Origin of the sequence: Sphingobium cupriresistens LL01 (genome assembly GCF_001046645.1) — a bacterium.
GTDB lineage: Bacteria > Pseudomonadota > Alphaproteobacteria > Sphingomonadales > Sphingomonadaceae > Sphingobium > Sphingobium cupriresistens.
On sequence record NZ_KQ130436.1, the window covers coordinates 367,004 to 390,560 of the forward strand.

A 23,557-nucleotide genomic window follows, 5' to 3' on the forward strand; every position below is an offset into this window, starting at 1 on the left:
AATGGTGGCGTTTCATAGGCATGGCGGTCAGCCTTCCCGTTCGCTGAGCAGGCCGTGCGGATCGCCGAGCGATGCGCCGCCATCCATCGTCAATGTCTGTCCGGTCGTATAGGCGGCCTCGTCCGACGCCAGGAACAGGAAGCCCGCCGCGATTTCCTGCGGCTTGCCGGGGCGTCCGACCGGCACCTGCGCGCCCATGGCGGCGATCTGTTCTTCGGTCGCGTTGGATTCGAGTGCGTGAGTGCGGGTCAACCCCGGTTCGATCGCGTTGACGGTGATGCCCTTTCGCGCCAGTTCCAGCGCCGCGCCGCGCACGAAGCCGGTCACCGCCATCTTGGCCGCGCCATAATGGACGCGGGCCGGCAGCGATTTGCGGTTCCCCGCAACCGACGATGTGACGAGGATGCGCCCGCACGGGCTTTTTTCCAGCCAGGGCAGCGCGTCCCTGGTCAGCCAGAAGGCGGCCTTGACCCCGACGTCGAACATCGCGTCCAGCACATCGTCTGGCATGTCGGCCAGGCTGGCCGGGGTCAGATAGGCGGCGTTATGCAGGATGATGTCGATCCGTCCGAACCGATCGCCCGTGCGCATCACCATCGCCCTGACAGCCTGCCGATCGCCCATGTCCAGCGTTTCCAGAAGGGCGGCGCCGCTCGCCGCGGTGATAGTGTCGACCACATCCTGTCCCGGCGCGGCGGAGCGCGTGGCGACGACGACCGTTGCGCCTTCGCGTGCAAAGCGTTCCGCCGTGGCGCGCCCGATGCCGCGTCCGCCGCCCGTGACGATAGCAACCCGTCCATCCAGTTTGCCCAACCCGCTTCTCCTCGCCTGTCTTCATGATCGGGGTGCCGCGATCCGAACCGCATTGTCAACTAGGTTATATAACTGCAATGGACAAGCGCGTCCGAAGGCGGGATAGTCCGCCGATGACCGATAGCCAGACCCTGATCCTGCGAAGCGATGCCGATGGCGTCGCCACGCTGACGCTCAACCGCCCCGACAAGCGCAATGCGCTCAATGTCGATATGTTCGTCGTGCTGGACGCGCATCTGGCCGATCTGGAACATGAAACCGACCGGATCGGCGCAGTCGTGCTGCGCGCGACGGGGCCGGTTTTCAGCGCAGGCGCAGACCTTGGCAAGCAGCAAAAGCCGCCGCGCCGATTTTTTCAGGCCGCCACGATCACCCGGCTGGCGAACCTGCCCCAGCCGGTCGTCGCGGCGGTGCAGGGACCATGCTATACCGGGGGGCTGGAACTGGCGCTGGCCGCCGACATTCTATTGGCGGCGGAATCGGCGCGCTTTGCCGACACCCATGGCAAATGGGCGCTGGTGCCCGGATGGGGGATGACGCAGCGGCTGCCCCGAAGGGTGGGGCAGCACAAGGCGCGCGAAATGATGTTCACCGGCCGCACCTATGACGGACGGCAGGCGCAGGCGATGGGGCTGGTCAATCTGTGCGTGGCGGACGCGGCGTTCGAAGAGGAGTTGGCGCGCCTGACGAGCGACATCATGGGGCTGTCCTGGCATAGCCATCGCGGCAACAAGGCGCTGCTCAATGCGTCCGACGGCATGACGCTGGAGGCGGGGCTGGCCCATGAGATCGTCGCCAGCCCCGGCGTCGGGCCGGACTTCGCCAGCCGGGTCGGCGGCACGTTCGGGAAGCGGTAAGCTGTAAGCGGTAGTTGCAAGCGCTCCTAACGCTTGTCGAGTTTGCGCACCGTCCCGCTATAGGCAGTGATGGCGACGTCCCCCTGCCACAAAGTACCGCGCACGAACGCCATGCGCCCGGTTTCGCGCAGCAGTTCAAGCCGGGCGACGATAGGCGTGGCAATGTCCCCGCTGGCCAGGAAACTGAGCGAAAAGTCGATCACGACGATCCCGCCGCGGCTGCACCGGCCATGCAGATAGAGCGGCAGGAACAGCGACTGTTCGGCGAGCGCGGACAGGAAACCGCCGTGCAGCGACCCCATGACATTGGCGCAGCCGGCATGGGGTCGGGTCCGCATTTCCGCGCCACCGGGGACCGGGCGAACGTCGAGCGGCGGCAGGGCGTTTTCAAAACCCGTCTGCCTGACGCTGTCGAGCGGTCGCCAGCCACCGTCCATGCCATTTGGTCCGTCATCGGCCAACCGGCCGCCTGCATCATCCAGCATCATCATTCCCGCCTGTTCATGCTGCGTTGCGGCATAAGATAGTTAGACAGGTGGCGCAACAGCAATCCCAAGATCATGGGCTTTCGCCGTATCGCCAATGGCCGTTCGACGGCAGAATTGCGGTGGATGGGAATATATCAAGGGGCGATGGCGGCGCGGCGGGCCGCGACCTCTGCCGGACTGTCATAATGCCGCAGGATCAGCGACTGGCTGGCGGTGGCCATCAGCAGGCCGCCTTCGTCGAACAGGTGCATCGCGCCATGGACCACGCCATGATGGACCGATTCGATCCGAATGTCGCACAAGACCCATTCGGACGGTTCGACCCGCGCATAGCGGATGGTGTTGTCGAGACTGTTGCCCCCGGCAAAGGCGCCGATCGCATTGCCGATCGCCAGTGAAATATAGTCGGCCACCACCGCCAGCAACAGCGGATCGGCCAGCAACCCTTCGGTCGAGCGAATCCAGAAGGCGACGCGACCGTCCTGGCTGCGCCCTTCATTTACCGTGCCGTCGGGGTAGCGGCCATGGGCCAGCCGCACTTCGAACCGGCTTTGCAGGCCATCGTCGCCCGCCCGCCAGTTGCGCGCCACGGGACAATCGCCGGGCGGCGCGACCTGCGGCATCGGCACCCACTGGTCGGTAATGGCGCTGTCGCGCGCGCCCAGTGCGGCGACCACGCTGATGATCTTGCTGTCTTCTATATGTTCCAGCACCTGCGCCTGGCTGGTCTGGTTGCCTGCGACCGGAATCCAGACGTCGAGATCGACCGTGGAACCGGGTAGGGCGAAGGAGAGATAATGGGCGGTGGCCCAGATGACCGGGCGACCGCTGGTCCGCTGCATCGCGTCGATCGCCGCCGCCAGCCCCACTCCGCCAAACAGGAAGCGGCGGTCGGGCATCCCCACGCACAGGTCCATCGTCACCGGCAGGTGGAATCGATGCGAATTATGGGTGGCGCGCAGGTCGAACAGGGCGTTGGGCACGGGCTTCCTCATGGTGGCTAAAAGCGAGGGTCGGTCGGCGATCATCAATTTTCGCCGACCGGCGGCATGACATATCGTCGCCTTCAAAATCTTTGCTTTGCTTCACATCATCAACTAGGTAGTCGATGTATCCAAATGCTGCCTTGGCAGGCAGCGAGCCATTGCGCAACCCAGGAGAAGAATGTGTCCGAAGCCTATATCATCGACGCCGTCCGCACCCCGCGTGGCATCGGCAAGGTAGGGAAGGGCGCGCTCGCCCATATGCACCCGCAGCATCTGGCCGCCACCGTGCTCAAGGCGATCGCAGACCGCAACGACCTGAACACCGCCGATGTGGACGATGTGATCTGGTCCACTTCCACCCAGAAGGGCAAGCAGGGCGGCGACTTGGGCCGGATGGCGGCGCTGGACGCGGGCTATGATCCCAAGGCGAGCGGCATGACGCTGGACCGTTTTTGCGGCGGCGGCATCACCACCGTCAGCCTGGCCGCCGCGCAGATCATGTCGGGGATGGAGGACCTGATCGTGGCGGGCGGCACCGAGATGATGTCGCTGACCGCCACCATGGCGCAGGAAGAAATGGCTGCGGGCATCATGCCGCTGGGCATGGGATCGGGCAATGCGCGTCTTCAGTCGGTGCATCCCCAGTCGCATCAGGGCGTATGCGGCGACGCGATCGCCAGCATGGAGGGCATCAGCCGCGAAGCGCTCGACGCGCTGGGTCTGGAAAGCCAGAGGCGCGCAGAACGCGCCATGGCCGAGGGGCGTTTCGACAAGTCGGTGGTGCCGGTGATCGACGATGAGGGCAATGTCGTGCTGGCGAAGGACGAATTTCCCCGTCCGCAGACGACCGCCGAAGGTCTGGCTGCGCTCAAGCCTTCCTTCACAGGCATCGCCGACATGGTGATCGACGAGGACGGCAACACGCCGCGCGGCCTGATTAACCAGAAATTCCCCGACCTGGCGATCGAGCATTTCCATCATGCCGGCAATTCGTCGGGCGTGGTCGATGGCGCCGCCGCGGTGCTGCTGGCGTCCGCATCCTATGCGCAGGCGCATGGCCTGAAACCCCGCGCCCGCATCGTGGCGACCGCCAATGTCGGCGACGATGCGACGCTGATGCTGAACGCGCCAGTCCCCGCGGCCAGGAAGGTGCTGGCCAAGGCGGGCCTGACCAAGGACGATATTGACCTTTGGGAGATTAACGAGGCCTTTGCCGTGGTGGCGGAAAAGTTCATCCGCGACCTGGACCTGGATCGCGCCAAAGTGAACGTCAATGGCGGGTCGATCGCGCTGGGCCATCCGATCGGCGCGACCGGCGCGATCCTGATCGGCACGGTGCTGGACGAACTGGAGCGGACGAGCGGCCGCTATGGCCTGGTGACGATGTGCGCGGCGGGCGGCATGGCGCCTGCGATCATCATCGAACGGATCTGACCCGACCGGGCGCGACGCAGTATCGGCTGGATTGCCTGTCGCGCCGACAGGCAGGATCGCGAACAGGAATACCCGCAACGCCCGACCGCGTTGCGGGTATTCCTGTTTTGGGATGCCGCTGCGCCCATGCTGCAAAATATTATATTGACACTCATGTTCCATAATGGAATTGATGTTCCATGATGACTGCCGCCGCAATCTTTATCGAACTGGTCGACGAAATCGCCCGATCCCGCGGGCGCACCGACCTTGCCTTTCGTTCAATCCGCACGGCCCATGGGCTGACCGAGGTGGAGAGCATCGTGCTGACCGCGGTAACCCATGCGCAGCGCCCGTCGACCGTGCCGCAGATTGGCCGGGCGCTGGGCCATCCGCGCCAGGTTATCCAGCGCGCCGCCGACGCGCTGGCTGCGCGCGGATTGATGGAATGGCGCGACAATCCCGATCATAAGCGCGCGCGCCTGCTGGTCCCCACGGCGCAGGGTGTCGCGATGCGCGAAGGCGACGATGCCGAAGGGCTGCGCCTGGCCGCGCAATTGACGCAGGGCATAGCCCCGGAACTGATCGCGCGCGCGGTCGCAGACCTGCGCGCCATTCGCATGGCCCTCACCGAAAATCTGCGCGCCATCGCTGAGCGCGACGACATGGAGACGATAGATGCGTGACGATCTGAGCGACCTGGTCGACATTCCCAGGCTGACAGAATGGCTGGACGCGCATATTCCGCAACTGGGCAATGGGCCGTTGACGGTGCGGAAAATCCACGGCGGCACCAGTAACGTCATCCTGTCGCTGGAGCGCGGCGGCGAGATGATGGTGCTGCGCCGCCCACCCGTGGTCGCGCCGCCGGGCAGCGAAAAAAGCGTTATGCGCGAGGCGCGGGTGCTGACCGCGCTCAATGGGACGCCGGTGCCGCACCCGATCTGCCGGGGCAGTTGCGCCGATACGGGCGTGATCGGCGCGCCCTTCTATGTGATGGACAAGGTCGACGGATGGGCCGCGACGATCATTGACGAGCATATCTATCACAAGGCGCCGTTCGACCAGCCGCCTTATGAATATGGCGTCGCCTATGCGATGGTCGATGGCCTGGTGGCTTTGGCCAATGTCGATTACAAGGGGGTCGGGCTGGAAGGCTTTGGCAAGCCGGACAATTATCTGGAACGGCAGGTCGACCGCTGGGAAGGACAATTGCTCAGCTACAAGGCGCTTTACAATTATCCCGGCCGCGACCTGCCCGGCTATACACTGACGCGCGACTGGTTGCGCGCGAATATCCCTTCCACCTTTCAGGCCGGGATCATCCATGGCGATGTCGGCACGCCCAACGCGCTGTTCGCAGACGGGCCGCCGTGTCGCCTCAACGCGCTGATCGACTGGGAATTGTCGACTATCGGCGATCCGCTGCTCGACCTGGCCAGCTTCACCAATGCGATGCGCGACGAAAGCGCGCCAGACCTGCTGCCGACGAAGCGGCTGTACAATAGCGAGAACTGGCCGACGCGACAGGAAATGGCGCGCTATTATGCCGCGGGCACGGGCCGCGACATGGCCGATTTCGACTATTATGCGATCCTGGCCATGTTCAAGGGCGGATGCATCCTGGAATATAAGGTCGCCCAGTCGCAGGCCGGCATTCTGTCCAAGGAAACCGGCACCTTCTTCTCCCGTCTGGTGCTCGAAAGCTTTGCCAACGCGGCCGACCTCATTCGCCGGATCGGCTGACACATCGCCATAAGAATCGAGAGGAAACCTTCATGGATTTTACCATAGACCCCGCATTTCAGGCCAAGCTCGACTGGATGCTCGATTTCGTGAAGGCCGAGTGCGAGCCGATCGACCTGCTGTTCCCCCATCATGGCGACCCTTATGACACCGGCAATGCGCAGGCGCGCGCGATCATCGCGCCGTTGCAGGAACAGGTGAAGGCGCAGGGGCTGTGGGCGTGCCATCTGGACCCGCATCTGGGTGGCGCGGGCTATGGCCAGATGAAGCTGGCCTATATGAACGAGATTATCGGCCGATCCTATTGGGCGCCGACCATATTCGGCACCGCCGCGCCCGATACCGGCAATGCCGAGATATTGGCGATGTTCGGCACAGCGGAACAGAAGGCGCGCTATCTCCAGCCGCTGCTGGACGGCGACATCGTATCGACCTTTTCCATGACAGAGCCGCAGGCGGGGGCCGACCCCAAGGAATTTGCGTGTCGCGCCACCCGCGATGGCGACGAATGGGTGATCGAGGGCTATAAATGGTTTTCGTCCAACGCCCGCTATGCATCCTTCCTGATCGTCATGGCCGTCACCGATCCCGATGCGCCCGCGCACAGCCGCATGTCGATGCTGGTGGTGCCCGCCGAAACGCCGGGGATAGAGATCATCCGCAATGTCGGCACGATCGGCGACGATCCGCTGGACGACAGCCACGGCATCCATGGCTACATCCATTACAATCAGGTGCGCGTGCCGATCGACGCAATGCTGGGCGCGCCGGGCGAAGGTTTCAAGGTCGCGCAGGCGCGGTTGGGCGGCGGGCGGGTGCATCATGCGATGCGCACGGTGGGGCGGTGCCAGCGCGCGTTCGAGATGATGCAGGAGCGCGTCGTGTCGCGCCGCACGCAGGGCAAGCTGCTGGCCGACCATCAGTTCGTGCAGGGCATGATCGCCGACAGCGCGATCGAGATAGAGCAGTTTCGGATGCTGGTGCTCAAAACCGCCTGGGTGATCGACAACCAGCCGCATGGCGCGGCCCGCACGCTGATCGCCATGTGCAAGGTGCAGATGGCCAAAATCTATCATGACGTGGTCCAGCGCGCGATCCAGATTCACGGCAGCTATGGCGTCACCAACGAAACCGTGCTGTCGGCGATGTGGATGAGCCTGCCCAGCCTGGCGCTGGCCGACGGCCCGACCGAAGTGCACAAGGTACAGGTGGCCAAGGCCTATACCCGCAATGCGTCGCCGTCCGACGGGCTGTTTCCCAGCGAGCATATTCCCGATCGACTGGCTGCGGTGCGGGCGAAATATGCCGCCATCCTGGCTGATCCCGCGATGGAGCCGGCGCTATGAGCGATCCGTTGTTCGACCTGGGCGGCAAGGTGGCGCTGGTCACGGGCGGCAGTCGAGGGCTGGGGCGGGAAATGGTGCTGGCCTTTGCCGATCATGGGGCGGACGTCATCATTGCCAGTCGCAAGCTGGAAGCGTGCGAGGACGTCGCCGCGCTGGTGCGGGCCAAGGGGCGCAGGGCGATGGCCCATGCCGCGCATTGCGGGCGATGGGACGACATCGACGCCCTGATCGCGGCGGCCTATGCGCAGTTCGGCAAGATCGACATATTGGTCAACAATGCGGGCATGAGCCCTGCCGCCCCCAGCCATGAAGTAACGGAAAAGCTGTTCGACAGCGTGCTCAATCTGAATTTCAAGGGGCCGTTCCGACTGGCGAGCCAGATCGCCAAGCGCATGTTTGACGGGGATGGCGGGACCATCATCAACGTGTCGTCGACCGGCGGGATCATGCCCCTGCCCGCGATCATTCCCTATGGATCGTCCAAGGCCGCGCTCAACGCGATGACGCTGTCGATGGCGCATGAATATGCGCCCAAGGTGCGGGTCAATACATTATCGGCCGGGCCATTCCTGACCGATATCGCCAATGCCTGGACACCGGAAGCGCGCGAGACGGCGCCCAATGCGCTGGGGCGGCCGGGGCGGCCGGAAGAAGTGGTGACGTCGGCGCTGTATCTTGCCAGTCCGGCGTCCAGCTATACCACAGGCACGCTGTTGCGGGTGGACGGCGGAACCTGGTAGAATGGACGCCCACTGGTGATGATCGGTGGCGCGGCGCATGGCCAAGCCGCCGATCCTGATTCGTTTTCTCCCCGTTTTGTCAGATAGTTGGCCCAATGGTATGGCGAACCATGCGTCCTTTCGTCGCAAAATTGCGCGACCCATCGCAAATTTCTGCAAAAACCCGGTGAAAAGGCGATCGACAGCCTATCGACGGACTAGCGCCCCGCCTGCGCCTCCATTACGCGCGAACTTATATAAATAGGTTCCTGTTTTTGGGTCGGAGAGTGCGCATTGCCCTTGTCTAAGATGAAGCGAATAGTCTTTTCCAATGTGTCGCTTGGCGCGCTCGCGCTGATATGCGGCCTGTCATGGTCTGGGACCGCTGCCGCGCAGGTGGAGCGGCAAGGCCCGAACGTCCCCGACAATGCGGCGCAGGCGGGCGCGGAGGAAATGCCAGCGTCCCCCACCCTGCCCGGCGCATCCTCGCTCGCCCCGCCCGGCAAGCCGATGAAGCGCAACCCCAAGGATTATGCGCGCTTCGACGCGCTGCGCGAACCGATGCTGACGACGCAGTTTCCAGGCATCATCGATACGATCGTGGGAGACGGCGGCGGAATTCGCGATGCGCTGGCCGACCGGGGTATCGGCATCGAAGTGCAATCGGCCACGGGTGTTCAGACGCACCTGACAGCCACCGGGATGCCCAGCGATCCGCAGGTCTATAATGGGCAGACATTCACGCTGCGCAACAATGCGCTCAATATCTACGTCACCAAGAAGCTGGACGATATAGGTCTGGGCGACACAATGCTGACGGTCGGCGGCGGCTATTCGGTGACCAGTTTCGACCCGAACGGTCGCAATTCGATCACGTTCAAGACCCTCTCGCTCTATCATGGATTTGCCAACCGCACGGTGGAGGTGAAAGCCGGCTTCCTGCAGAATTACCTGCATTTCGCGGGCCTCATCACCGGAGGCAACCCGACATTGACGACGGGACTGGTATCGTTGCTGCCGGTACAGGCGGGCCTGAGCGCAGAACCGGCGACCACGCCGGGCATCAACGTCCAGATCAACGGCAAGAAGGGCTTTTACGTGCTGGGCGGGGTGCAGCGATCGCTCAACCCGCTTGGCATTGCAGAGGAGATACGCACCAACGGCATCGGCCTGGATTGGGACCAGGATAATGCCAAAGCCCTGTATATCGGCGAAGTGGGCATCCGGCGTCCGGCATCGCCGACACAGCGCAGTTTCTGGGCGCGGGCCGGCTATCTTTATAACACATCGGATTATGACCGTTTCCTGGGGGGCCGCGATCATAATTATTCCTATTATGCGCTGATCGATTTTCAGGCGACCCGCCCGGACGACCAATTATTCTTTCGGGGGCTTTATCTGGGCGCCAGTTACAGCGCGGCGCGCAAGTCGGTCAGTTCGTTCAGCGAAGCGGCTGAAATACGCGCTTATTATGTTGGACCATTCGATGCGAGGCCAACGGATTCGTTCAACCTGACGGTCAGTTACAACAGGTTCAGCGAAGACCTGCACCAGTCCTATGCCCTGCGCGGGATCGACACCGCACGGCATCAGGTGGGCATATCGGGCGCATATGCGGTGCATCTTGGTCCGGGTATTCGGATCGCCCCAGCGCTGCAATATGTGGTCAATCCGACATTCCTGCCGGGTTACAAGGATGTGCTGTTGGGGTCGGCTTCGCTCTATCTGGCCTTTTAGAAACGGATCGGCTTGCGCGCTCCGCCTTTGCCAGCCGGTGACGCCACCGGCCGGTGAAGGCGCGGGCGACGCGGATCATTTGCCCGTGAACAAAGGCGCGCGTCTGGTCTTTACTGCGTCCAGCCCTTCCTTGAAATCATCGGTGCCCAGCAGGATCGCCTGATTGAGGACGTTGGTGGACCATTCGGCCTCCATCGAAGTTTCCAGCCCGCGATGCAGCGCTTCCTTCACCTGCGCATAGGCGAGCGGGGCGATAGCCGCGAGTTCCAGCGCCAGTTCGCGCCCGCGATCGGCCAGCGCATCGACCGGCGCGAGTTCGGACGCCAGGCCGATCCGTTCGGCCTCCTGCGCCTTGACCGGCAGGCCGCGCAGCACGATCTGCGCCGCGCGGCCAAGGCCGACGATGCGCGGCAGCAGGAAAACGCCGCCCAGCGGCGGCATGATGCCCAGCTTGATCCAGCTTTCCTGAAAGAAGCCATTGTCGGCCACCACGCGGAAATCGCAGGCGAGCGAGAGTTCGCATCCGACCGTAACGGCAGCCCCTTGCACCAGCGCGACGGTGGGTTTGGGGCAGTGATAGAGCCGTTTGGCCGCACCCTGAAAATGGGCGTAGATCTGCGCCTTGATCTGCGGCGCGGGGGTGCGGGTCAATTCGTCGAGGAAGGAGAAATCCGCCCCGGCGCAGAAATGCTTGCCCGCCGCCGCCAGAACGATGACCGACACCGCCGGATCGGCGACAAGGGCGTCCATGCCGATGCAGATTTCCTCCATCGTCCGCGCCCGCAGCGTATTGCCCTTTTCCGGGCGATTGAGCGTCAGCGTGCCGATGCGGTCGGCGACGGTCAGGCTGATGTCCTCATATACGCTCATGCAGGCTCCTCTCATCACTGTCTTTTGTCACGCTGTAATGGTCCGGTTTCACGCGATGCGCGCTAAACCTGTTTGCTGGGATCGATCATGGCGATGAACCGGGCGATCTGTTCCTCGCCGCCGTCAGGCCGCCAGCCGGACATGGCCATGGCGTCGCTTTGCGGATCGCTGCCGTGGCGCATCCGGCCCTTATTATCCTCCATCGCATCGACGATGAAGCGGGCGGCGTCCTCGATCGACCAGATGGTGAAATCCCCTGAAAACAGCTCACGCTGACGCTGCGCCATCGCGGCATATTCGGGATATTCGACCGCATGGGCGATGCGGACCGTCACCGATTCCTTGTTGATCCCGGTCTTGACCGCGCCGGGCAGGATTTCCAGGACGCCGATGCCGAACTGCTCCACCTCCGCACGCAAGGTTTCGGTGAACGCCATCATCGCCCCCTTGGTCGCGCGATAGGGCGCCAGGAAGGGCATGGGGCTATAGAGCGAACCGGAATTGATGTTGCAGATCAGCCCTTTGTGACGCGCGCGCATGATCGGGATCGCGCGCTGGGTCATGGTGACATGGCCCAGGAAATTGACGTCGAAATAGAGACGCCATTCGTCGAGCGGGATATGTTCGATCGGCAGATTCTTGAGGCGGATGCCGGCGTTGTTGACCAGCACGTCAAGATCGTCGGGGAAGGCGAAATCGCCGGGTCGGGTGATGTCGAGGCATTGGATCGCCACATTGCCGGGGAAGCCGTCGACCGCGCGTTCCACGTCGGCGTGCTGGGCTTCATCATAGATGAGCGCCAAGGTCGCATAGCCGCGCCGGGCGGCCTCGGCTGCAATGCCAAGGCCGATGCCGCCGCCCGCGCCCGTCACCGCCACCGTACCGTCGATCTTCATCCTCGCCTCCATTTTATAAACAGGTTCCTGTTTTGACCATGGGCGCATGAAGGTCAAGTCGGGGGAAAGGTGCTGCGCACGCGCTTACCAGTCGCTCTCCCGCGCCACCGCATCGCGCATCGGGCCAAGACCCGCGAAAAAGAGCAGCGCGGTGATCGGGCCAAGGATGCCGTAGGTCCAGGCGAGCGCCGTGCCGATGCTGGCGTCGTTGACGAACACATGCTGGGTCAGGAAGCCCACCACCGCCGGTCCCAATGTCATGCCCAGCAGGGCGACGCTCATCAGATAGAGCGCCGATATGCGTCCGCGCAGATGTGGCGGCGTCGCCACCTGCACCGCGGACGCGCCGATCGCGCCCATATTGAGCGGGACGATGATGAACAGCGATCCGACGAAGAAAAGGAGCGGGCTGGGCGCCAGATAGGTGGCTATGCCGAACAGGCCCAATATCGTTCCGCCCACGACATAATAGCGAAAATGCGCGTCCAGACGGCCCCGCGCAAACATGCCATCGACGATCCGCCCGCCCAAAAGCAATGCGGCGATGCCGGCGACGAAGCCAAAAGCGCCCAACGCATAGCCAGCCTGCTGCACACTCCAGCCATAGGTGCGAATCAGGAAGGTCGGGTTCCAGGCAAGCCGGGCATAGACAAGGGCCATGACCAGCGAAAAGCCGACTATCTGGCAGAAATAAAAGGTTTTGCGGCTGGCCATGAAGCGCAAGACCGCACCCCATCCCGCCCCGCTGCCCGCCGGTCGTTCGCGCGCCGGTTCATGAATGAAGATGGCCAGCGCGGCGAGGACGAAGCCGGGCAGCGCGGTGACGACGAAAGCGAAGCGCCACGCCTCCAGGCGGCCGAGCAGCGGCACGGTGATGCCGTCGGCGGCGACATGCAGGATATAGCCGCCGATCGCCAGTGATCCTTCCGCCCCCAACAGCGCGCCGATCATGAAGACGCCCAGCGCAAAGGTCAGCCGCCTTTTGGGGAACAGATCCGACAGGATGGAATAGGCAGCCGGGGCCAGCGCCGCCTCCCCCGCCCCCACGAATATGCGGGCGACCAATATCTGATTATAGCTTTCGGCCAGACCCGACATCATCGCCGCGCAGGACCAGATGAGCACCCCGCCCATGACGATCCAGCGGCGTGGGTAACGGTCCACCGCCATGCCGAGCGGCAGGCCGCACAGGGCATAGAGGACGGCGAAGGCGAAACCCTGGAGCAGGCTGATTTCGAAATCGCCAACGCCAAATTCCGTACGGATCGGATTGACCATCAGCGAAATGATCTGGCGATCGAGATAGGCGGTCGCAAAGAGCAGCATCAGGATGATGGTGCTGGTCCAGGCGACAAGGCGGGGCGGAAAGGCCCGGTCGTCCGCCAGATCCCGTTCAGGCGCATCGCGCCGCACATTCCCCGCATAGCTCATGGACATGCCTCTCCGTATCGACCTTTGCGGCCGTTCCTCTATACGGTAGCGATTTAGACGTAATCCGAAAGCGATTTATTCAAAGCGGGCCTGATTGGGCATTTTCGCCCAGTGGAAAAGGCTTCATCGTGCGGGTTTCGGGAGGGGTGATCTCATGCAGGCGGTCGAGATAATAGCGCAGATAGCCGTGCCAGCTCTGCGCGGCGGCATCGCCATCGCCCGCCTCTACATGGGCGATCATCTCCTCCTTCATGCGGATCGCGGTCAGGAAACGGCTTTCCTGGTCAGGATCATGCGGCAAGGCATGCGACAGGACGGACAATTGCATGTCGGCGATCTCGCCGATGACCAGACATAGCAGCCGCAGCGACTCGCTGCCGCAATTGCGCACGAGCAATTCGCGAAAATCACGGCCTCGCCGGTAGAAGGTAGGGCGGTCGTGGATGATGAAACGCTGCGAAGCGGCGTTTTGCGCAAGCTGCGAGAGTATTTCGCGGCTGCCATGGCGCGCGAAGGAGCGCACCGCTGCGGGTTCGATCGTCATGCGCGTTTCGAACACTTCGGTGATGGTCGCATTGCGCATTTGCAGGAATACGCCCGCGAACAGGGCTATGCGGCTGGGGTCGGGCGGAACGACCCGCGCCCCGCCCCGGTTGCCGCGCTGGATTTCCAGCAATCCTTCCGATTGCAAGATGCGCAAGGCTTCGCGGCAGGAAGGACGCGATACGCCAAACCGTTCCATCAACTGATGTTCGGCCGGCAACATCTGCCCGATCGCCCAGACGCCGGCGGCAATTTCCGCCCGGAGAGTGGAGGCGATCTGGTCCGCGACGTTGCGTGTGGGAAGGAGGACGGTTTCTGCGGTCATGACCGATCTTCTAGAAAAGGGCGCTGGGCAATGCCAGTCCGTAGATCAATATCGCTAACGCTTTGAACCTATCCGCTTGACAATGGCGCAGCGCTATTGTCTGTCTGGGGCATAAAAAGACGATGACATAATGGGAGAGAGATGATGAAGTGCGTGTATCGCGCTGCGCTTGGCGCGGCCTCAATGTTCGCCATCACGGCCGCCATGTCCGCGCAGGCGCAACAGACCCCGGCCCAGCAGGCAAGGGTTGAGCAGGGTGACATCTATACCGACATCGTCGTCACCGCACAGCGACGCGAGGAACGGTTGGTGGACGTCCCCGCATCGATCGTGGCGATCAGCGGCGAGCAACTGGCCCGCGCGGGCGTCAACGGCATGGAAGACCTGACGCGCCAGGCGCCTGGCGTCATCATCAACAAGACCGGCGCCTATCTGCAACCCACGGTGCGCGGCATAGGCGCCAGCGTGCAGGGCGGCGGCGCAGAATCCAACGTCGCCATCTATGTCGACGGCGTCTATGTCGCCAGCCAGACTGGCGCGATGTTCGACCTGGCCAATCTGGAATCGGTACAGATACTGAAAGGCCCGCAGGGCACGTTGTTCGGGCGCAATGCGACCGGCGGCGCGATCCTGATCACCACGCGCGATCCGGGTTATGACCTGTCAGGGCAGATCAACGCCAGCTATGGCCGGTTCAACGAATATAAGCTGAGCGCCTATCTCACCACCGGCCTGACCGACACATTGGCAATAGATATGTCGGCCTATTACCGCGCGTCGGACGGCTTCGTGCGCGACCTGCGCACCGATGCGCTGCGCGGCGAGCAATCGAGCCTGGACCTGCGATCCAAATTATTGTTCGAACCGACCGAGGACGTGAAATTCGTCCTGTCGGGATCGCATAACGAAACCAACGATCCTTCCGGCCTCAACTATACCTCGCTCAATGGCAATACGGTCGGCCGCAATTTCCCCAATGCCCTGCCTGTCGCGACCGATCGGCGGCATGTCAGCCAGGAATTGCCGACACGGATCGACACCAATACCGACGCCGTGTCGCTTAACGGATCAGTCAAGTTCGACTTTGCGACGCTGAACCTGATTTCGGGCTATCGCACCGAGGTGGACTATATCGAAACCGACCTGGATTCGAGCTACGCGCCTGCATCCTTTGCGACCTATGACCAGTTCAACGACAGTTTCAGCCAGGAAATCAATTTCACGTCCCCGGCAGGCAAGGATTTTTCGTGGGTCGTAGGCGTGTTCTACTATTGGAACGCGGCGGGATCGAAAAGCTGGAATCTCAATGGCCGCCCCTTCTACAAGGCGCGCATCACCAGCGATTCTATTTCCGGCTTTGCCGATGGCACCTATGATCTGGGCAGGATTTCCGTGATCGCGGGCCTGCGCTACAGCAGCGAAAAGCGCCATTTCAAACGCGGCGTGCCCGGCGCGGCCTTTACCGTCGATACGTCCGCCACCTTCAACAGCTGGACCCCCCGCTTCGGCTTGCGCTACGATGTCGGCGACAGGTCGAACATCTATGCGACCTTCTCCAAAGGCTTCAAGAGCGGCCTCTACAACATCTCCTCGCCATCAATCATTCCGGTCCGCCCGGAGAAGATCGACGCCTATGAAATCGGGTTCAAAAGCGCCAGTCGCACACTGGATTTCAACGCGGCGGCCTATTTCTACAATTACAAGGACATTCAGGTCACAGCCTATGATTATACGTCGGGCGTTTCCCGCCTGTTCAACGCGGCGCAGGCGGAAGTCTATGGCCTAGAGATGGACGCCGCCTGGCGTCCTGCGGCAAATTTCGACGCTCGGGCGGCGATTTCCTACACCCATGCCGCATTCACCAACTTTCCTGGCGCACCGGCCTTCACACCGTCGCCCACATTTTCGAACGGAACACCCTGCCCGGATCGCAACTGCGGCAATGTGCAGAGCCTGGTCGATGCCAGCGGCAACCAGATGCTGCGCGCGCCCGAACTGACGTTGAGCGCGGCGGCCAATTATCGCATTCCGCTCGACAATGGCGGGGAGGTGGCGTTTGGCGTGCGCCCCTATTGGTCGAGCAAGATCAACTACAGCTTTCAGGAGCGGATCCAGCAGCCATCCTATTTCACGCTGGACGCGGACATCAGCTGGTCCCTGAACGATCAGGTCCGGCTGACGCTGTGGGGGCGTAATCTGACCAATGCGAAATTCGCTCTGTCCCGCTCGGAAAGCTCCGCCCGCGACGCGATCGCATGGGCGCAGCCTGCCTCCTACGGGATCGCAGGCAGCTATAAATTCTGACCAACCCGCGCGCGCGCCGACCGGGCGCGCGCGCGTTTTCCAAGGAGCCACGATGCACCCGCGCCTTCACGCCGCCGCAGACCCTGCCAAAGCCGCCGCCATATTGGCCGAAACCGGCGAGACGCTGACCTATGGCGCGCTGGAGGCGATCGGCAACCGGGGCGCCCATTATTTCCGGTCGCTGGGCATCGGCGCGGGCGACACGATCGCCATCTGGCTGCCCAACACGCTGCGCTATTTCGAGATATATTGGGCTGCGCAGCGCGCTGGCCTCTATATCACGCCGATTTCGACCAAGCTGACGGCGGAGGAAACAGCCTATATCCTCAACGACTGCGAGGCCCGGCTGTTGGTGGCGGACGCGGGCATTGGGGCGCTGGACGCGCTGTTGGCGTCGCAACCGGCCTTATGCCCAAAACTGGCGACCATCCTGACCGCCGACCGCGACGCGGCGGGACTGGTACAGTGGCACGACGCCATCGCGCCCTTCCCCGACAAACCTATCGTCGACGAAAGCGCGGGTTTCCACATGGTCTATTCGTCCGGCACCACCGGGCGGCCCAAGGGCATCCGCCTGCCGCTGACCGGCGGCCCGGCGACCGAGCCGCATATGCTCGCCGACCGGCAGAAGGGTCGCTATGGTACGGGCACCCATAGCGTGTTTCTCAGCCCCGCGCCGATCTATCACACGGCCCCCCTCGCCTTTTCGACCGCGGTCCAGCGGCTGGGCGGCACGGTGGTGATGCTGGGCAAATTCACGCCGGAAGCTGCACTGGACGCGATCCAGACCTATCGCGTGACCGCCACCCAGATGGTGCCGACCATGTTCCTGCGCCTGCTGCGCGTGCCCGATGCGCAGCGGCTGACCTATGACCTGTCGTCGCTGACCCATGTGGTCCATGCCGCCGCGCCCTGCCCGGTCGATGTCAAGCAGGCGATGATCGACTGGCTGGGGCCGATCATTTATGAATATTATGGCGGGTCGGAAGGCAATGGATCGACCTTCATCACGTCGGAAGAATGGCTGCGCAAGAAAGGGTCGGTCGGACAGGCGGACTGGGGCACCATCCATATTTGCGACGAAGACGGCAAAGAGGTGCCCGCAGGGCAACAGGGCACGGTATATTTCGAAGGCGGTTGGGACTTCCACTATCTCAACGATGCCCAAAAAACGGCGGACGCGCGCAATCCGCTGCACCCCACATGGTCGACACTGGGCGATGTGGGCTATCTCGACAGCGACGGTTATCTGTTCCTGACCGACCGCAAAAGCTTCATGATTATATCCGGCGGGGTGAATATCTACCCGCAGGAGGCGGAGAATATCCTGAGCTTTCACCCCAAGGTCGCCGATGTCGCGGTGATCGGCGTGCCGGACGCGGAGATGGGCGAGGCAGTCAAGGCGGTCGTTCAACCGCGCGACTGGGACGAGGCGGGCGACGCGCTGGCGCAGGAGCTGATCGCCTATTGCCGCAGCCAGTTGAGCGCGATCAAATGCCCGCGATCGGTGGATTTCGCGCGCGAACTGCCCCGGCACGAAACCGGCAAGCTGTACAAGCGCGAAATCCGCGACCGATATTGGCAGGCGAGCGACAAGCGCATCGCCTGATCCGGCATCAGGCGCCCGCGCGCACCGCCTGCTGCCAGGCCAGTTCAGCCAGCGCCGGGAAAGCGTCGGCGCGGGTCTTTGCCTCCGCATTGGCGGCGGTCCCGCGCAGGTAGCGTCCCTTGATGCCATGGATGATCGCGGCGAAGCGGAAGAAGTTGAACGCCATCGCAAAATCATAGCCGGGCAGGGAATCGCGGCCGCTGTTGCGGCAATAGGCCGCGACATAATCCTCTTCGCTGGGGATGTTGAGCGCGGCAAGATCGGCCCCGGCAAGGCCCGGAACGATCAGCGGCGGCATCCGGTACATCATCGCATGATAGGCGAAATCGGCGAGCGGATGGCCCAGCGTCGAGAGTTCCCAGTCGAGCACGGCGACGATGCGCGGTTCGCTGGCGTGAAAGATCATATTGTCCGAACGGAAATCGCCATGGACGACCGACACCTCCTCCCCATCGGGGATGGCGGTGGGCAGCCAGGCGATCAGCCGGTCCATATGCGGATCGCGACCCGCTTCCTCATCGGCCAGATATTGTTTGGTCCAGCGCGCGATCTGGCGCTCGAAATAGCTGCCTGGGCGGCCATAGTCCTCCAGCCCCACGGCCTTGTAATCGACCCTGTGCAGAGCGGCGATGGTGGCGTTCATCGCGGCGAAATAGGCGGGACGGTCTTCGCGGTCGACATCGGGGAAGGTTGCGTCCCACATGATGCGGCCTTCAACCATATCCATGATGAAGAACCAGGTGCCGATGACGCTGTCGTCGGTGCACAGACCATGGACATGGGCGACTGGGAAATCCGCCTTTTCCATCGCAGTCAGAACCCGCGCCTCGCGATCGACGGCATGGGCGCCCTTGACCAGTTGGCCGGGCGGTTTGCGGCGCATCACATAGGCGCGGCCGGGTGTCACCAGCTTGTAGGTCGGGTTGGATTGCCCGCCCTTGAACTGTTCGACAGTCAGCGGTCCTTCATAGCCCGCAACATTGGCAGTCATCCACGCCGCCAACGCCGCTTCATCGAAACGATGCTGGTCGCGCACGGCGCTGGTGCCCTTTTGATCCTCGAAGCTCATCGAACCTCCATCGCCGGGGTAGCTTCCAAGGCTGCGCCCTGGGCGTGTTTCCAATCGCGCTTGATCTTCTTGGCCAGGCTCCATTTATGCACTTCGGTCGGGCCGTCATAGATGCGGAAGGCGCGGATTTCGCGGTAGAAAGCCTCCACCATCGTGTCGCGGGTCACGCCTGTGCCGCCCAGCACCTGAACGCAGCGATCGGCGATCCGGCTGAGCGCTTCGGACACCGCGACCTTGGCCATCGAGCTTTCTACGGTGCCAAGGCTGCCGCTGTCCAGCACATCGGCGCACCAGTCGATCATCAGTTCCGATTGTTTGAGGTCGATCATATTTTCCGCCAGCATGAAGCCGACCCCTTCATGATCGATCAACTGTTTGGAAAAAGCCTTGCGACGGTTGGCGTAGTCGACCGCGATTTCATGGGCGCGGGTGGCCACGCCATGCCAGCGCATACAGTGGGACAGGCGCGCAGGGCTGAGGCGGACCTGCGCATATTTGAACCCCTCGCCCGGCTCGCCGAGCATCTGGTCGGCCGGAATGCGCAGATTGTCGATCGCTATTTCCGCATGGCCGCCGGGCATCGCATCGTCGATCGTGTCGAGCACGCGGGTCGTCCTGATCGCCGGATCGGGCAGGTCGACCATGAACATGCACGCGCCGCCATCGGCCGATCCGCCCTCCGCCTTGGCCATGATGATGCCAACCCCTGCGCCATCCGCGCCGGTGATGAATTTCTTGCGACCGTTGACGACCCAGTGATTGCCGTCGAGGCGGCAGATCGTCTTCATCATCGATGGGTCCGACCCCGCGCCGTCCTCGTCGGCCGGTTCGGTCATGAAGAAGGCCGAGCGCATCCGCCCTTCGACCAGAGGCTTGAGAAAGCGTTCCTTCAGGTCGGCGCTGCCGACCTTGCCGAGCAGATACATATTGCCTTCGTCGGGCGCCGTGGTGTTGCAGGCGACCGGACCAAGGATCGAAAGGCCGGACTTGCGCAGCACCAGCGCGGTGTCACGCTGGTTCAGGTGGCTGCCGTCGGGCAGGATATGCGGTGTCAGGACGCCCGCGTCGCGGGCCAGCGCCTTGAGTTCATCGACCAGTTCGTCCGACGGTCCATGACTGTTGCGGCGCATGTCCTTTTCATAGGGAATGACGACATCGCGCACGAATGTTTCCACCCGCGCGGCAATGTCCATCGCGCGCTGCGAATATTGTTGCTTGGCTTCGACTGCCGCCATGGCCGTTCTCCGTTAAAATGATGTTTCGGGCCTCAACCCGCAATGCGTGCCTTGGCTGCGGAATATTGGCCGGCGAATTTTTCGACCAGCGCGGCGACCGGCAAAACCGCGTCGAGCGCGCCGATGCCCTGGCCGCAACCCCAAATGTCGCGCCACGCCTTCTTGCCGTCCGACAATTCGGCGAAGTCCATTTTCGACGGATCGGATTGCGGCAGATTGTCGGGGTCCAGCCCGGCGCGCACGATGGACGGCTTGAGATAATTGCCATGGATGCCGGTGAAGAGGTTGGAATAGACTATGTCTTCCCCCGAACCGTCCACGATCATCTGCTTGTAGGCCGGTTCCGCATTGGCTTCCTGCGTCGCGATGAAGGCCGAGCCTATATAGGCAAGGTCGGCCCCCATCGCCTGTGCGGCCAGGATGGCGTCGCCCGTCGCGATCGCCCCCGACAAGGCGAGCGGGCCGTCCCACCAGCTACGGATTTCCTGGATCAGGGCGAAGGGCGAGAGCGTACCGGCATGGCCGCCCGCGCCCGAAGCGACGGCGACCAGCGCATCGGCCCCCTTGGCCACCGCTTTTTTCGCGAAGGCATTGTCGATGACATCATGGAAGACGATGCCGCCATAGCTGTGGATCGCGTCGAACACATCGGTGCGCGCGCCCAGCGACGTGATGACCATCGGCACCTTATATTTGACGCAAAGCGCCAGATCTTCCTCCAGCCTGGCATTGGTGGCGTGGACGATCAGATTGACGGCATAGGGCGCGTCCTTGTCTGTCAACGCGCTGCTGAGTTTTTGCAGCCATTGTTCGAATGTGCCCGATGGCCGCGCGTTGAGCGAGGGGAAAGACCCGACCACGCCCGCCCGGCATTGCGCGATCACCAGTTCAGGCTGCGAAATGATGAACAGCGGCGAGGCGATCGCGGGGATGGTCAGGCGGTCCTTGAGCAGGGCGGGCATCGACATGGCTGACAGTCTTTCAGTGTATGAGTGAATGATGGCGCATTGTCAGACGCGGCCAGTGACGGGCAGGCTGGCCCCGGTGATGGCGGTGGCGGCGTCGGACAAAAGGAAGGCGACGACCTGCGCCAATTCCAGCGGCGTCACCCATTTCGCCGCATCGGCTGCGCCCATCTCGGCGCGGTTGGCGGGCGTATCCACAATAGAAGGTAGGACGGCATTCACACGGATACCCTGCCCCTTATGCTCTTCGGCGAGCGCTTCGGTCAGGCGCGCGACGCCCGATTTACTGGCGGTATAGGCGCCCATGCCCATCGCCGCCTTGGCCGTGGCGGCAGCGCCGACATGGACGATCGCGCCACCCGTGGGCATCAGCGGCACGGCGGCGCGCGCGGCATTGAGCGCGGTGCGGACATTGATGCGGTAAAGGAAATCCCAACTGTCCGGGCTGCCGTCCATCACCGTTTCCCAGCGGAAGCCGCCAGCAATGCTGGCAAGGCCCGCTATGCCCGATGCGAGGGCCGGATGGGCGAAGGCGGCAAGTGTAGCCTGGGTATCGGTCAGGTCGACGCCGCCGACGAAGGTGCCGGGAAAATCTGGCGCGCTGTCCGCCAGATCGATACCCACCACGTCCAGACCCTGCGTGGCCAGATGCGCCGCGACGGCCGCTCCCAAAATGCCTGCTGCGCCCGTGACGATGATCGGCTTGCCCATATCTCTTGTCCTTTAATTGTCGATGGTGCCACGGCCGCCGCCCACCGGAATGGTGACGCCCGACAGCCACGCGCCCGCCCGCGAGGAAAGGTAGATCACCGCGCCGCCAATATCTTCCGCCATGCCGATCCGCCCGCCGAGCGGCGAGGCGGCGGCGGCCATGTCCGCTTCATTGTCCAGATCGACGACCGACGCCGTCATCTTCGAGGGGAAGAAGCCCGGTGCGATCGTGTTCACGCTGATATGGTCGTCGGCCAGGAACTTGCCCATGTGACGGCCCATATGGATGATGCCGGCCTTGGTCGCGGAATAGGGATAGCTTTCCCATTGCGGCACTTGCATCCCGTCGATCGAGGCGATGTTGATGATCCGGGCGGGATCTTCTGCCGTGCCAGCGGCGCGCAGGGCGGGCAGCATCGCCTTCGTCATCTCGAACGGGGCGAGCAGATTGAGCTGGAGCACTTTTTCAAAGCCCGCACGGGGAAACCGGTCGATGGGCGCACCCCAACTGGTCCCCGCATTGTTGACCAGGATATGCAGCGGGCCCGCGCCGTTGACGGCAGCGGCCACTTTGGCCACGCCCGCTTCGGTGGCGATGTCGGCGGCGATGGCGGTGACGGCGCCAAATGCGCGCAGGCGGTCGGCGGCGGCCTCAATATCCGTCTGCTTGCGCGAGCAGATGACGACCCGGCACCCCGCCTGCACCAGCGCGGTCGCGATCATATAGCCGATGCCGCCCGACCCGCCGGTGACAAGGGCGGTCTTGCCTTTCACATCAAAGAGCCTTGCAATATCCATGTTCCAGCGCTTCGCCCCGCTTATGATTCCGCCATGCCTTGGACCAACATAGATATATAGGTCAACTATGTTTGCATCAGGGCGTGACGATCGCCTGCAATTGCGCCTCCAGCCAGGCGCGCATACCGGGGCTGAGCGTGCCGGTCAGCGGGTCGAGCGGAAAGACCGAGCGGTAGAGAAATAGTCCTGCGGTTACGAGCAGCAGTCGCGCCGCCCGGTCCTGCGCGTCATCCGTGCCGAACCATTGGGCGAGCGGCGCAGCCAGGCGGGTGCGTACCAGCCGTTCGGTAATCGCCCGCGCGCCCGGATCGGAGGTGGAGAGCATCATCATGTTGAGCGGATGGCCGCCCGCGCCATCCTGTTCGATCAGCCGTTCCAGCAGGGCGTGACCGAAATCGTCGCGCGGCACGCTGGTGAGCGCCCGATGGTCGAACACCGATTCCAGCGCCGCTTCGAACAGCCCCTCCTTCGACCCGAAATAGCGGCTGACCAGGCCAGGGCTGACTTCAGCAGCTTTGGCGATGTCGCGCACGCCGGTTTCGCCAAAGCCGTGGCGGGAAAAAACGTCCCGCGCGGCGACCAGGATACGGTCGCGGGTCGCGTCCGCATCTCTTTTTCTGTCTGACATGGTCGCCATCATGTCAGCCCATGTCGCGATTGACAACCCATGTATACCGCTGTTTACTTACAGGAGGG

The 23,557-nt window shown here is 63.1% G+C and carries 22 protein-coding genes; 9 read left to right on the forward strand and 13 right to left on the reverse strand.

The features are described from left to right. Positions 1 to 27: 27 nt before the first annotated feature. Complete coding sequence (locus V473_RS18230) at positions 28 to 813, reverse strand: SDR family NAD(P)-dependent oxidoreductase (RefSeq protein WP_066608377.1); 786 nt, start codon at positions 811 to 813, stop codon at positions 28 to 30. A 113-nt stretch (positions 814 to 926) separates the two neighbouring features. On the opposite strand from V473_RS18230, the gene V473_RS18235 reads away from it, so the two are divergent. Next, the gene (locus tag V473_RS18235) at positions 927 to 1,670 is read left to right on the forward strand and encodes an enoyl-CoA hydratase/isomerase family protein (RefSeq protein WP_066608379.1); all 744 of its coding nucleotides are present in this window, start codon (positions 927 to 929) and stop codon (positions 1,668 to 1,670) included. Between the two features lie 26 nt (positions 1,671 to 1,696). On the opposite strand, the gene V473_RS18240 is transcribed toward V473_RS18235, so the two are convergent. Beyond that, on the reverse strand, positions 1,697 to 2,161 hold the full coding sequence (locus tag V473_RS18240; RefSeq protein ID WP_066608382.1) for a PaaI family thioesterase: 465 nt from the start codon (positions 2,159 to 2,161) through the stop codon (positions 1,697 to 1,699). Between the two features lie 131 nt (positions 2,162 to 2,292). After that, positions 2,293 to 3,141 (reverse strand): acyl-CoA thioesterase, encoded by an 849-nt coding sequence (locus V473_RS18245; protein WP_244884481.1) that lies wholly within the window; start codon positions 3,139 to 3,141, stop codon positions 2,293 to 2,295. A 183-nt stretch (positions 3,142 to 3,324) separates the two neighbouring features. On the opposite strand from V473_RS18245, the gene V473_RS18250 reads away from it, so the two are divergent. The 6 genes from V473_RS18250 to V473_RS18275 all read left to right on the forward strand — a co-directional run bounded on the left by V473_RS18250 (position 3,325) and on the right by V473_RS18275 (position 10,105). Next, on the forward strand, positions 3,325 to 4,578 hold the full coding sequence (locus tag V473_RS18250) for an acetyl-CoA C-acetyltransferase (RefSeq protein WP_066608784.1): 1,254 nt from the start codon (positions 3,325 to 3,327) through the stop codon (positions 4,576 to 4,578). A 179-nt stretch (positions 4,579 to 4,757) separates the two neighbouring features. Next, positions 4,758 to 5,243 carry a MarR family winged helix-turn-helix transcriptional regulator gene (locus tag V473_RS18255; RefSeq protein ID WP_066608388.1) on the forward strand — a complete coding sequence of 162 codons (486 nt, stop codon included), beginning with the start codon at positions 4,758 to 4,760 and terminating at the stop codon, positions 5,241 to 5,243. Then, the gene (locus V473_RS18260) at positions 5,236 to 6,303 is read left to right on the forward strand and encodes a phosphotransferase family protein (RefSeq protein WP_066608390.1); all 1,068 of its coding nucleotides are present in this window, start codon (positions 5,236 to 5,238) and stop codon (positions 6,301 to 6,303) included. The genes V473_RS18255 and V473_RS18260 overlap by 8 nt, the downstream gene beginning before the upstream one ends. A 32-nt stretch (positions 6,304 to 6,335) precedes the next feature. After that, positions 6,336 to 7,649: an acyl-CoA dehydrogenase family protein gene (locus V473_RS18265; RefSeq protein WP_066608392.1), complete on the forward strand. Its 1,314-nt coding sequence runs from the start codon at positions 6,336 to 6,338 to the stop codon at positions 7,647 to 7,649. Next, positions 7,646 to 8,389 (forward strand): SDR family NAD(P)-dependent oxidoreductase, encoded by a 744-nt coding sequence (locus V473_RS18270; protein WP_066608395.1) that lies wholly within the window; start codon positions 7,646 to 7,648, stop codon positions 8,387 to 8,389. Before V473_RS18265 ends, V473_RS18270 begins: the two co-directional genes overlap by 4 nt. A 288-nt stretch (positions 8,390 to 8,677) precedes the next feature. After that, positions 8,678 to 10,105 carry a carbohydrate porin gene (locus tag V473_RS18275; RefSeq protein ID WP_066608397.1) on the forward strand — a complete coding sequence of 476 codons (1,428 nt, stop codon included), beginning with the start codon at positions 8,678 to 8,680 and terminating at the stop codon, positions 10,103 to 10,105. Between the two features lie 75 nt (positions 10,106 to 10,180). On the opposite strand, the gene V473_RS18280 is transcribed toward V473_RS18275, so the two are convergent. The 4 genes from V473_RS18280 to V473_RS18295 all read right to left on the reverse strand — a co-directional run bounded on the left by V473_RS18280 (position 10,181) and on the right by V473_RS18295 (position 14,170). After that, positions 10,181 to 10,975 carry an enoyl-CoA hydratase/isomerase family protein gene (locus V473_RS18280; RefSeq protein WP_066608401.1) on the reverse strand — a complete coding sequence of 265 codons (795 nt, stop codon included), beginning with the start codon at positions 10,973 to 10,975 and terminating at the stop codon, positions 10,181 to 10,183. Positions 10,976 to 11,037: 62 nt separating this feature from the next. Further along, a complete protein-coding gene (locus V473_RS18285) occupies positions 11,038 to 11,871 on the reverse strand; it encodes an SDR family NAD(P)-dependent oxidoreductase (RefSeq protein WP_066608403.1) in 834 nt (277 codons plus the stop codon). A gap of 84 nt (positions 11,872 to 11,955) precedes the next feature. Beyond that, entirely contained in the window at positions 11,956 to 13,308 is a 1,353-nt protein-coding gene (locus V473_RS18290) for an MFS transporter (RefSeq protein ID WP_082679207.1), read from the reverse strand. A 73-nt stretch (positions 13,309 to 13,381) separates the two neighbouring features. Continuing rightward, the gene (locus V473_RS18295) at positions 13,382 to 14,170 is read right to left on the reverse strand and encodes a FadR/GntR family transcriptional regulator (protein WP_066608409.1); all 789 of its coding nucleotides are present in this window, start codon (positions 14,168 to 14,170) and stop codon (positions 13,382 to 13,384) included. 141 nt (positions 14,171 to 14,311) lie between these two features. On the opposite strand from V473_RS18295, the gene V473_RS18300 reads away from it, so the two are divergent. Both V473_RS18300 and V473_RS18305 read left to right on the forward strand, forming a co-directional pair. After that, positions 14,312 to 16,474 (forward strand): TonB-dependent receptor, encoded by a 2,163-nt coding sequence (locus tag V473_RS18300; RefSeq protein ID WP_082679208.1) that lies wholly within the window; start codon positions 14,312 to 14,314, stop codon positions 16,472 to 16,474. A 52-nt stretch (positions 16,475 to 16,526) separates the two neighbouring features. Next, a complete protein-coding gene (locus tag V473_RS18305; protein ID WP_066608416.1) occupies positions 16,527 to 18,083 on the forward strand; it encodes an acyl-CoA synthetase in 1,557 nt (518 codons plus the stop codon). A 7-nt stretch (positions 18,084 to 18,090) separates the two neighbouring features. On the opposite strand, the gene V473_RS18310 is transcribed toward V473_RS18305, so the two are convergent. The 6 genes from V473_RS18310 to V473_RS18335 all read right to left on the reverse strand — a co-directional run bounded on the left by V473_RS18310 (position 18,091) and on the right by V473_RS18335 (position 23,489). After that, positions 18,091 to 19,152, reverse strand: a complete 1,062-nt coding sequence (locus tag V473_RS18310; protein ID WP_066608419.1) for a phosphotransferase — start codon at positions 19,150 to 19,152, stop codon at positions 18,091 to 18,093. Continuing rightward, positions 19,149 to 20,387, reverse strand: a complete 1,239-nt coding sequence (locus V473_RS18315; protein ID WP_066608421.1) for an acyl-CoA dehydrogenase family protein — start codon at positions 20,385 to 20,387, stop codon at positions 19,149 to 19,151. The genes V473_RS18310 and V473_RS18315 overlap by 4 nt, the downstream gene beginning before the upstream one ends. Positions 20,388 to 20,419: 32 nt before the next feature. After that, a complete protein-coding gene (locus V473_RS18320) occupies positions 20,420 to 21,355 on the reverse strand; it encodes an NAD(P)H-dependent flavin oxidoreductase (protein WP_066608423.1) in 936 nt (311 codons plus the stop codon). A gap of 42 nt (positions 21,356 to 21,397) precedes the next feature. After that, on the reverse strand, positions 21,398 to 22,063 hold the full coding sequence (locus V473_RS18325; protein ID WP_066608426.1) for an SDR family oxidoreductase: 666 nt from the start codon (positions 22,061 to 22,063) through the stop codon (positions 21,398 to 21,400). A 12-nt stretch (positions 22,064 to 22,075) separates the two neighbouring features. Then, on the reverse strand, positions 22,076 to 22,837 hold the full coding sequence (locus V473_RS18330; RefSeq protein ID WP_244884487.1) for an SDR family NAD(P)-dependent oxidoreductase: 762 nt from the start codon (positions 22,835 to 22,837) through the stop codon (positions 22,076 to 22,078). A gap of 100 nt (positions 22,838 to 22,937) precedes the next feature. After that, positions 22,938 to 23,489, reverse strand: coding sequence for a TetR/AcrR family transcriptional regulator (locus V473_RS18335; protein WP_169793955.1), 552 nt, complete (start codon positions 23,487 to 23,489; stop codon positions 22,938 to 22,940). Positions 23,490 to 23,557: the final 68 nt, after the last annotated feature.

Coding starts and splice junctions, on each gene's coding strand:
- V473_RS18270 (WP_066608395.1), top strand. CDS start 7,646: ATGAGCGATCCGTTGTTCGACCTGGGCGGCAAGGTGGCGCTGGTCACG.
- V473_RS18260 (WP_066608390.1), top strand. CDS start 5,236: ATGCGTGACGATCTGAGCGACCTGGTCGACATTCCCAGGCTGACAGAA.
- V473_RS18320 (WP_066608423.1), bottom strand. CDS start 21,355: ATGTCGATGCCCGCCCTGCTCAAGGACCGCCTGACCATCCCCGCGATC.
- V473_RS18310 (WP_066608419.1), bottom strand. CDS start 19,152: ATGAGCTTCGAGGATCAAAAGGGCACCAGCGCCGTGCGCGACCAGCAT.
- V473_RS18295 (WP_066608409.1), bottom strand. CDS start 14,170: ATGACCGCAGAAACCGTCCTCCTTCCCACACGCAACGTCGCGGACCAG.
- V473_RS18305 (WP_066608416.1), top strand. CDS start 16,527: ATGCACCCGCGCCTTCACGCCGCCGCAGACCCTGCCAAAGCCGCCGCC.
- V473_RS18255 (WP_066608388.1), top strand. CDS start 4,758: ATGATGACTGCCGCCGCAATCTTTATCGAACTGGTCGACGAAATCGCC.
- V473_RS18335 (WP_169793955.1), bottom strand. CDS start 23,489: ATGTCAGACAGAAAAAGAGATGCGGACGCGACCCGCGACCGTATCCTG.
- V473_RS18285 (WP_066608403.1), bottom strand. CDS start 11,871: ATGAAGATCGACGGTACGGTGGCGGTGACGGGCGCGGGCGGCGGCATC.
- V473_RS18280 (WP_066608401.1), bottom strand. CDS start 10,975: ATGAGCGTATATGAGGACATCAGCCTGACCGTCGCCGACCGCATCGGC.
- V473_RS18290 (WP_082679207.1), bottom strand. CDS start 13,308: ATGTCCATGAGCTATGCGGGGAATGTGCGGCGCGATGCGCCTGAACGG.
- V473_RS18240 (WP_066608382.1), bottom strand. CDS start 2,161: ATGATGATGCTGGATGATGCAGGCGGCCGGTTGGCCGATGACGGACCA.
- V473_RS18265 (WP_066608392.1), top strand. CDS start 6,336: ATGGATTTTACCATAGACCCCGCATTTCAGGCCAAGCTCGACTGGATG.
- V473_RS18300 (WP_082679208.1), top strand. CDS start 14,312: ATGATGAAGTGCGTGTATCGCGCTGCGCTTGGCGCGGCCTCAATGTTC.
- V473_RS18275 (WP_066608397.1), top strand. CDS start 8,678: ATGAAGCGAATAGTCTTTTCCAATGTGTCGCTTGGCGCGCTCGCGCTG.
- V473_RS18325 (WP_066608426.1), bottom strand. CDS start 22,063: ATGGGCAAGCCGATCATCGTCACGGGCGCAGCAGGCATTTTGGGAGCG.
- V473_RS18315 (WP_066608421.1), bottom strand. CDS start 20,387: ATGGCGGCAGTCGAAGCCAAGCAACAATATTCGCAGCGCGCGATGGAC.
- V473_RS18235 (WP_066608379.1), top strand. CDS start 927: ATGACCGATAGCCAGACCCTGATCCTGCGAAGCGATGCCGATGGCGTC.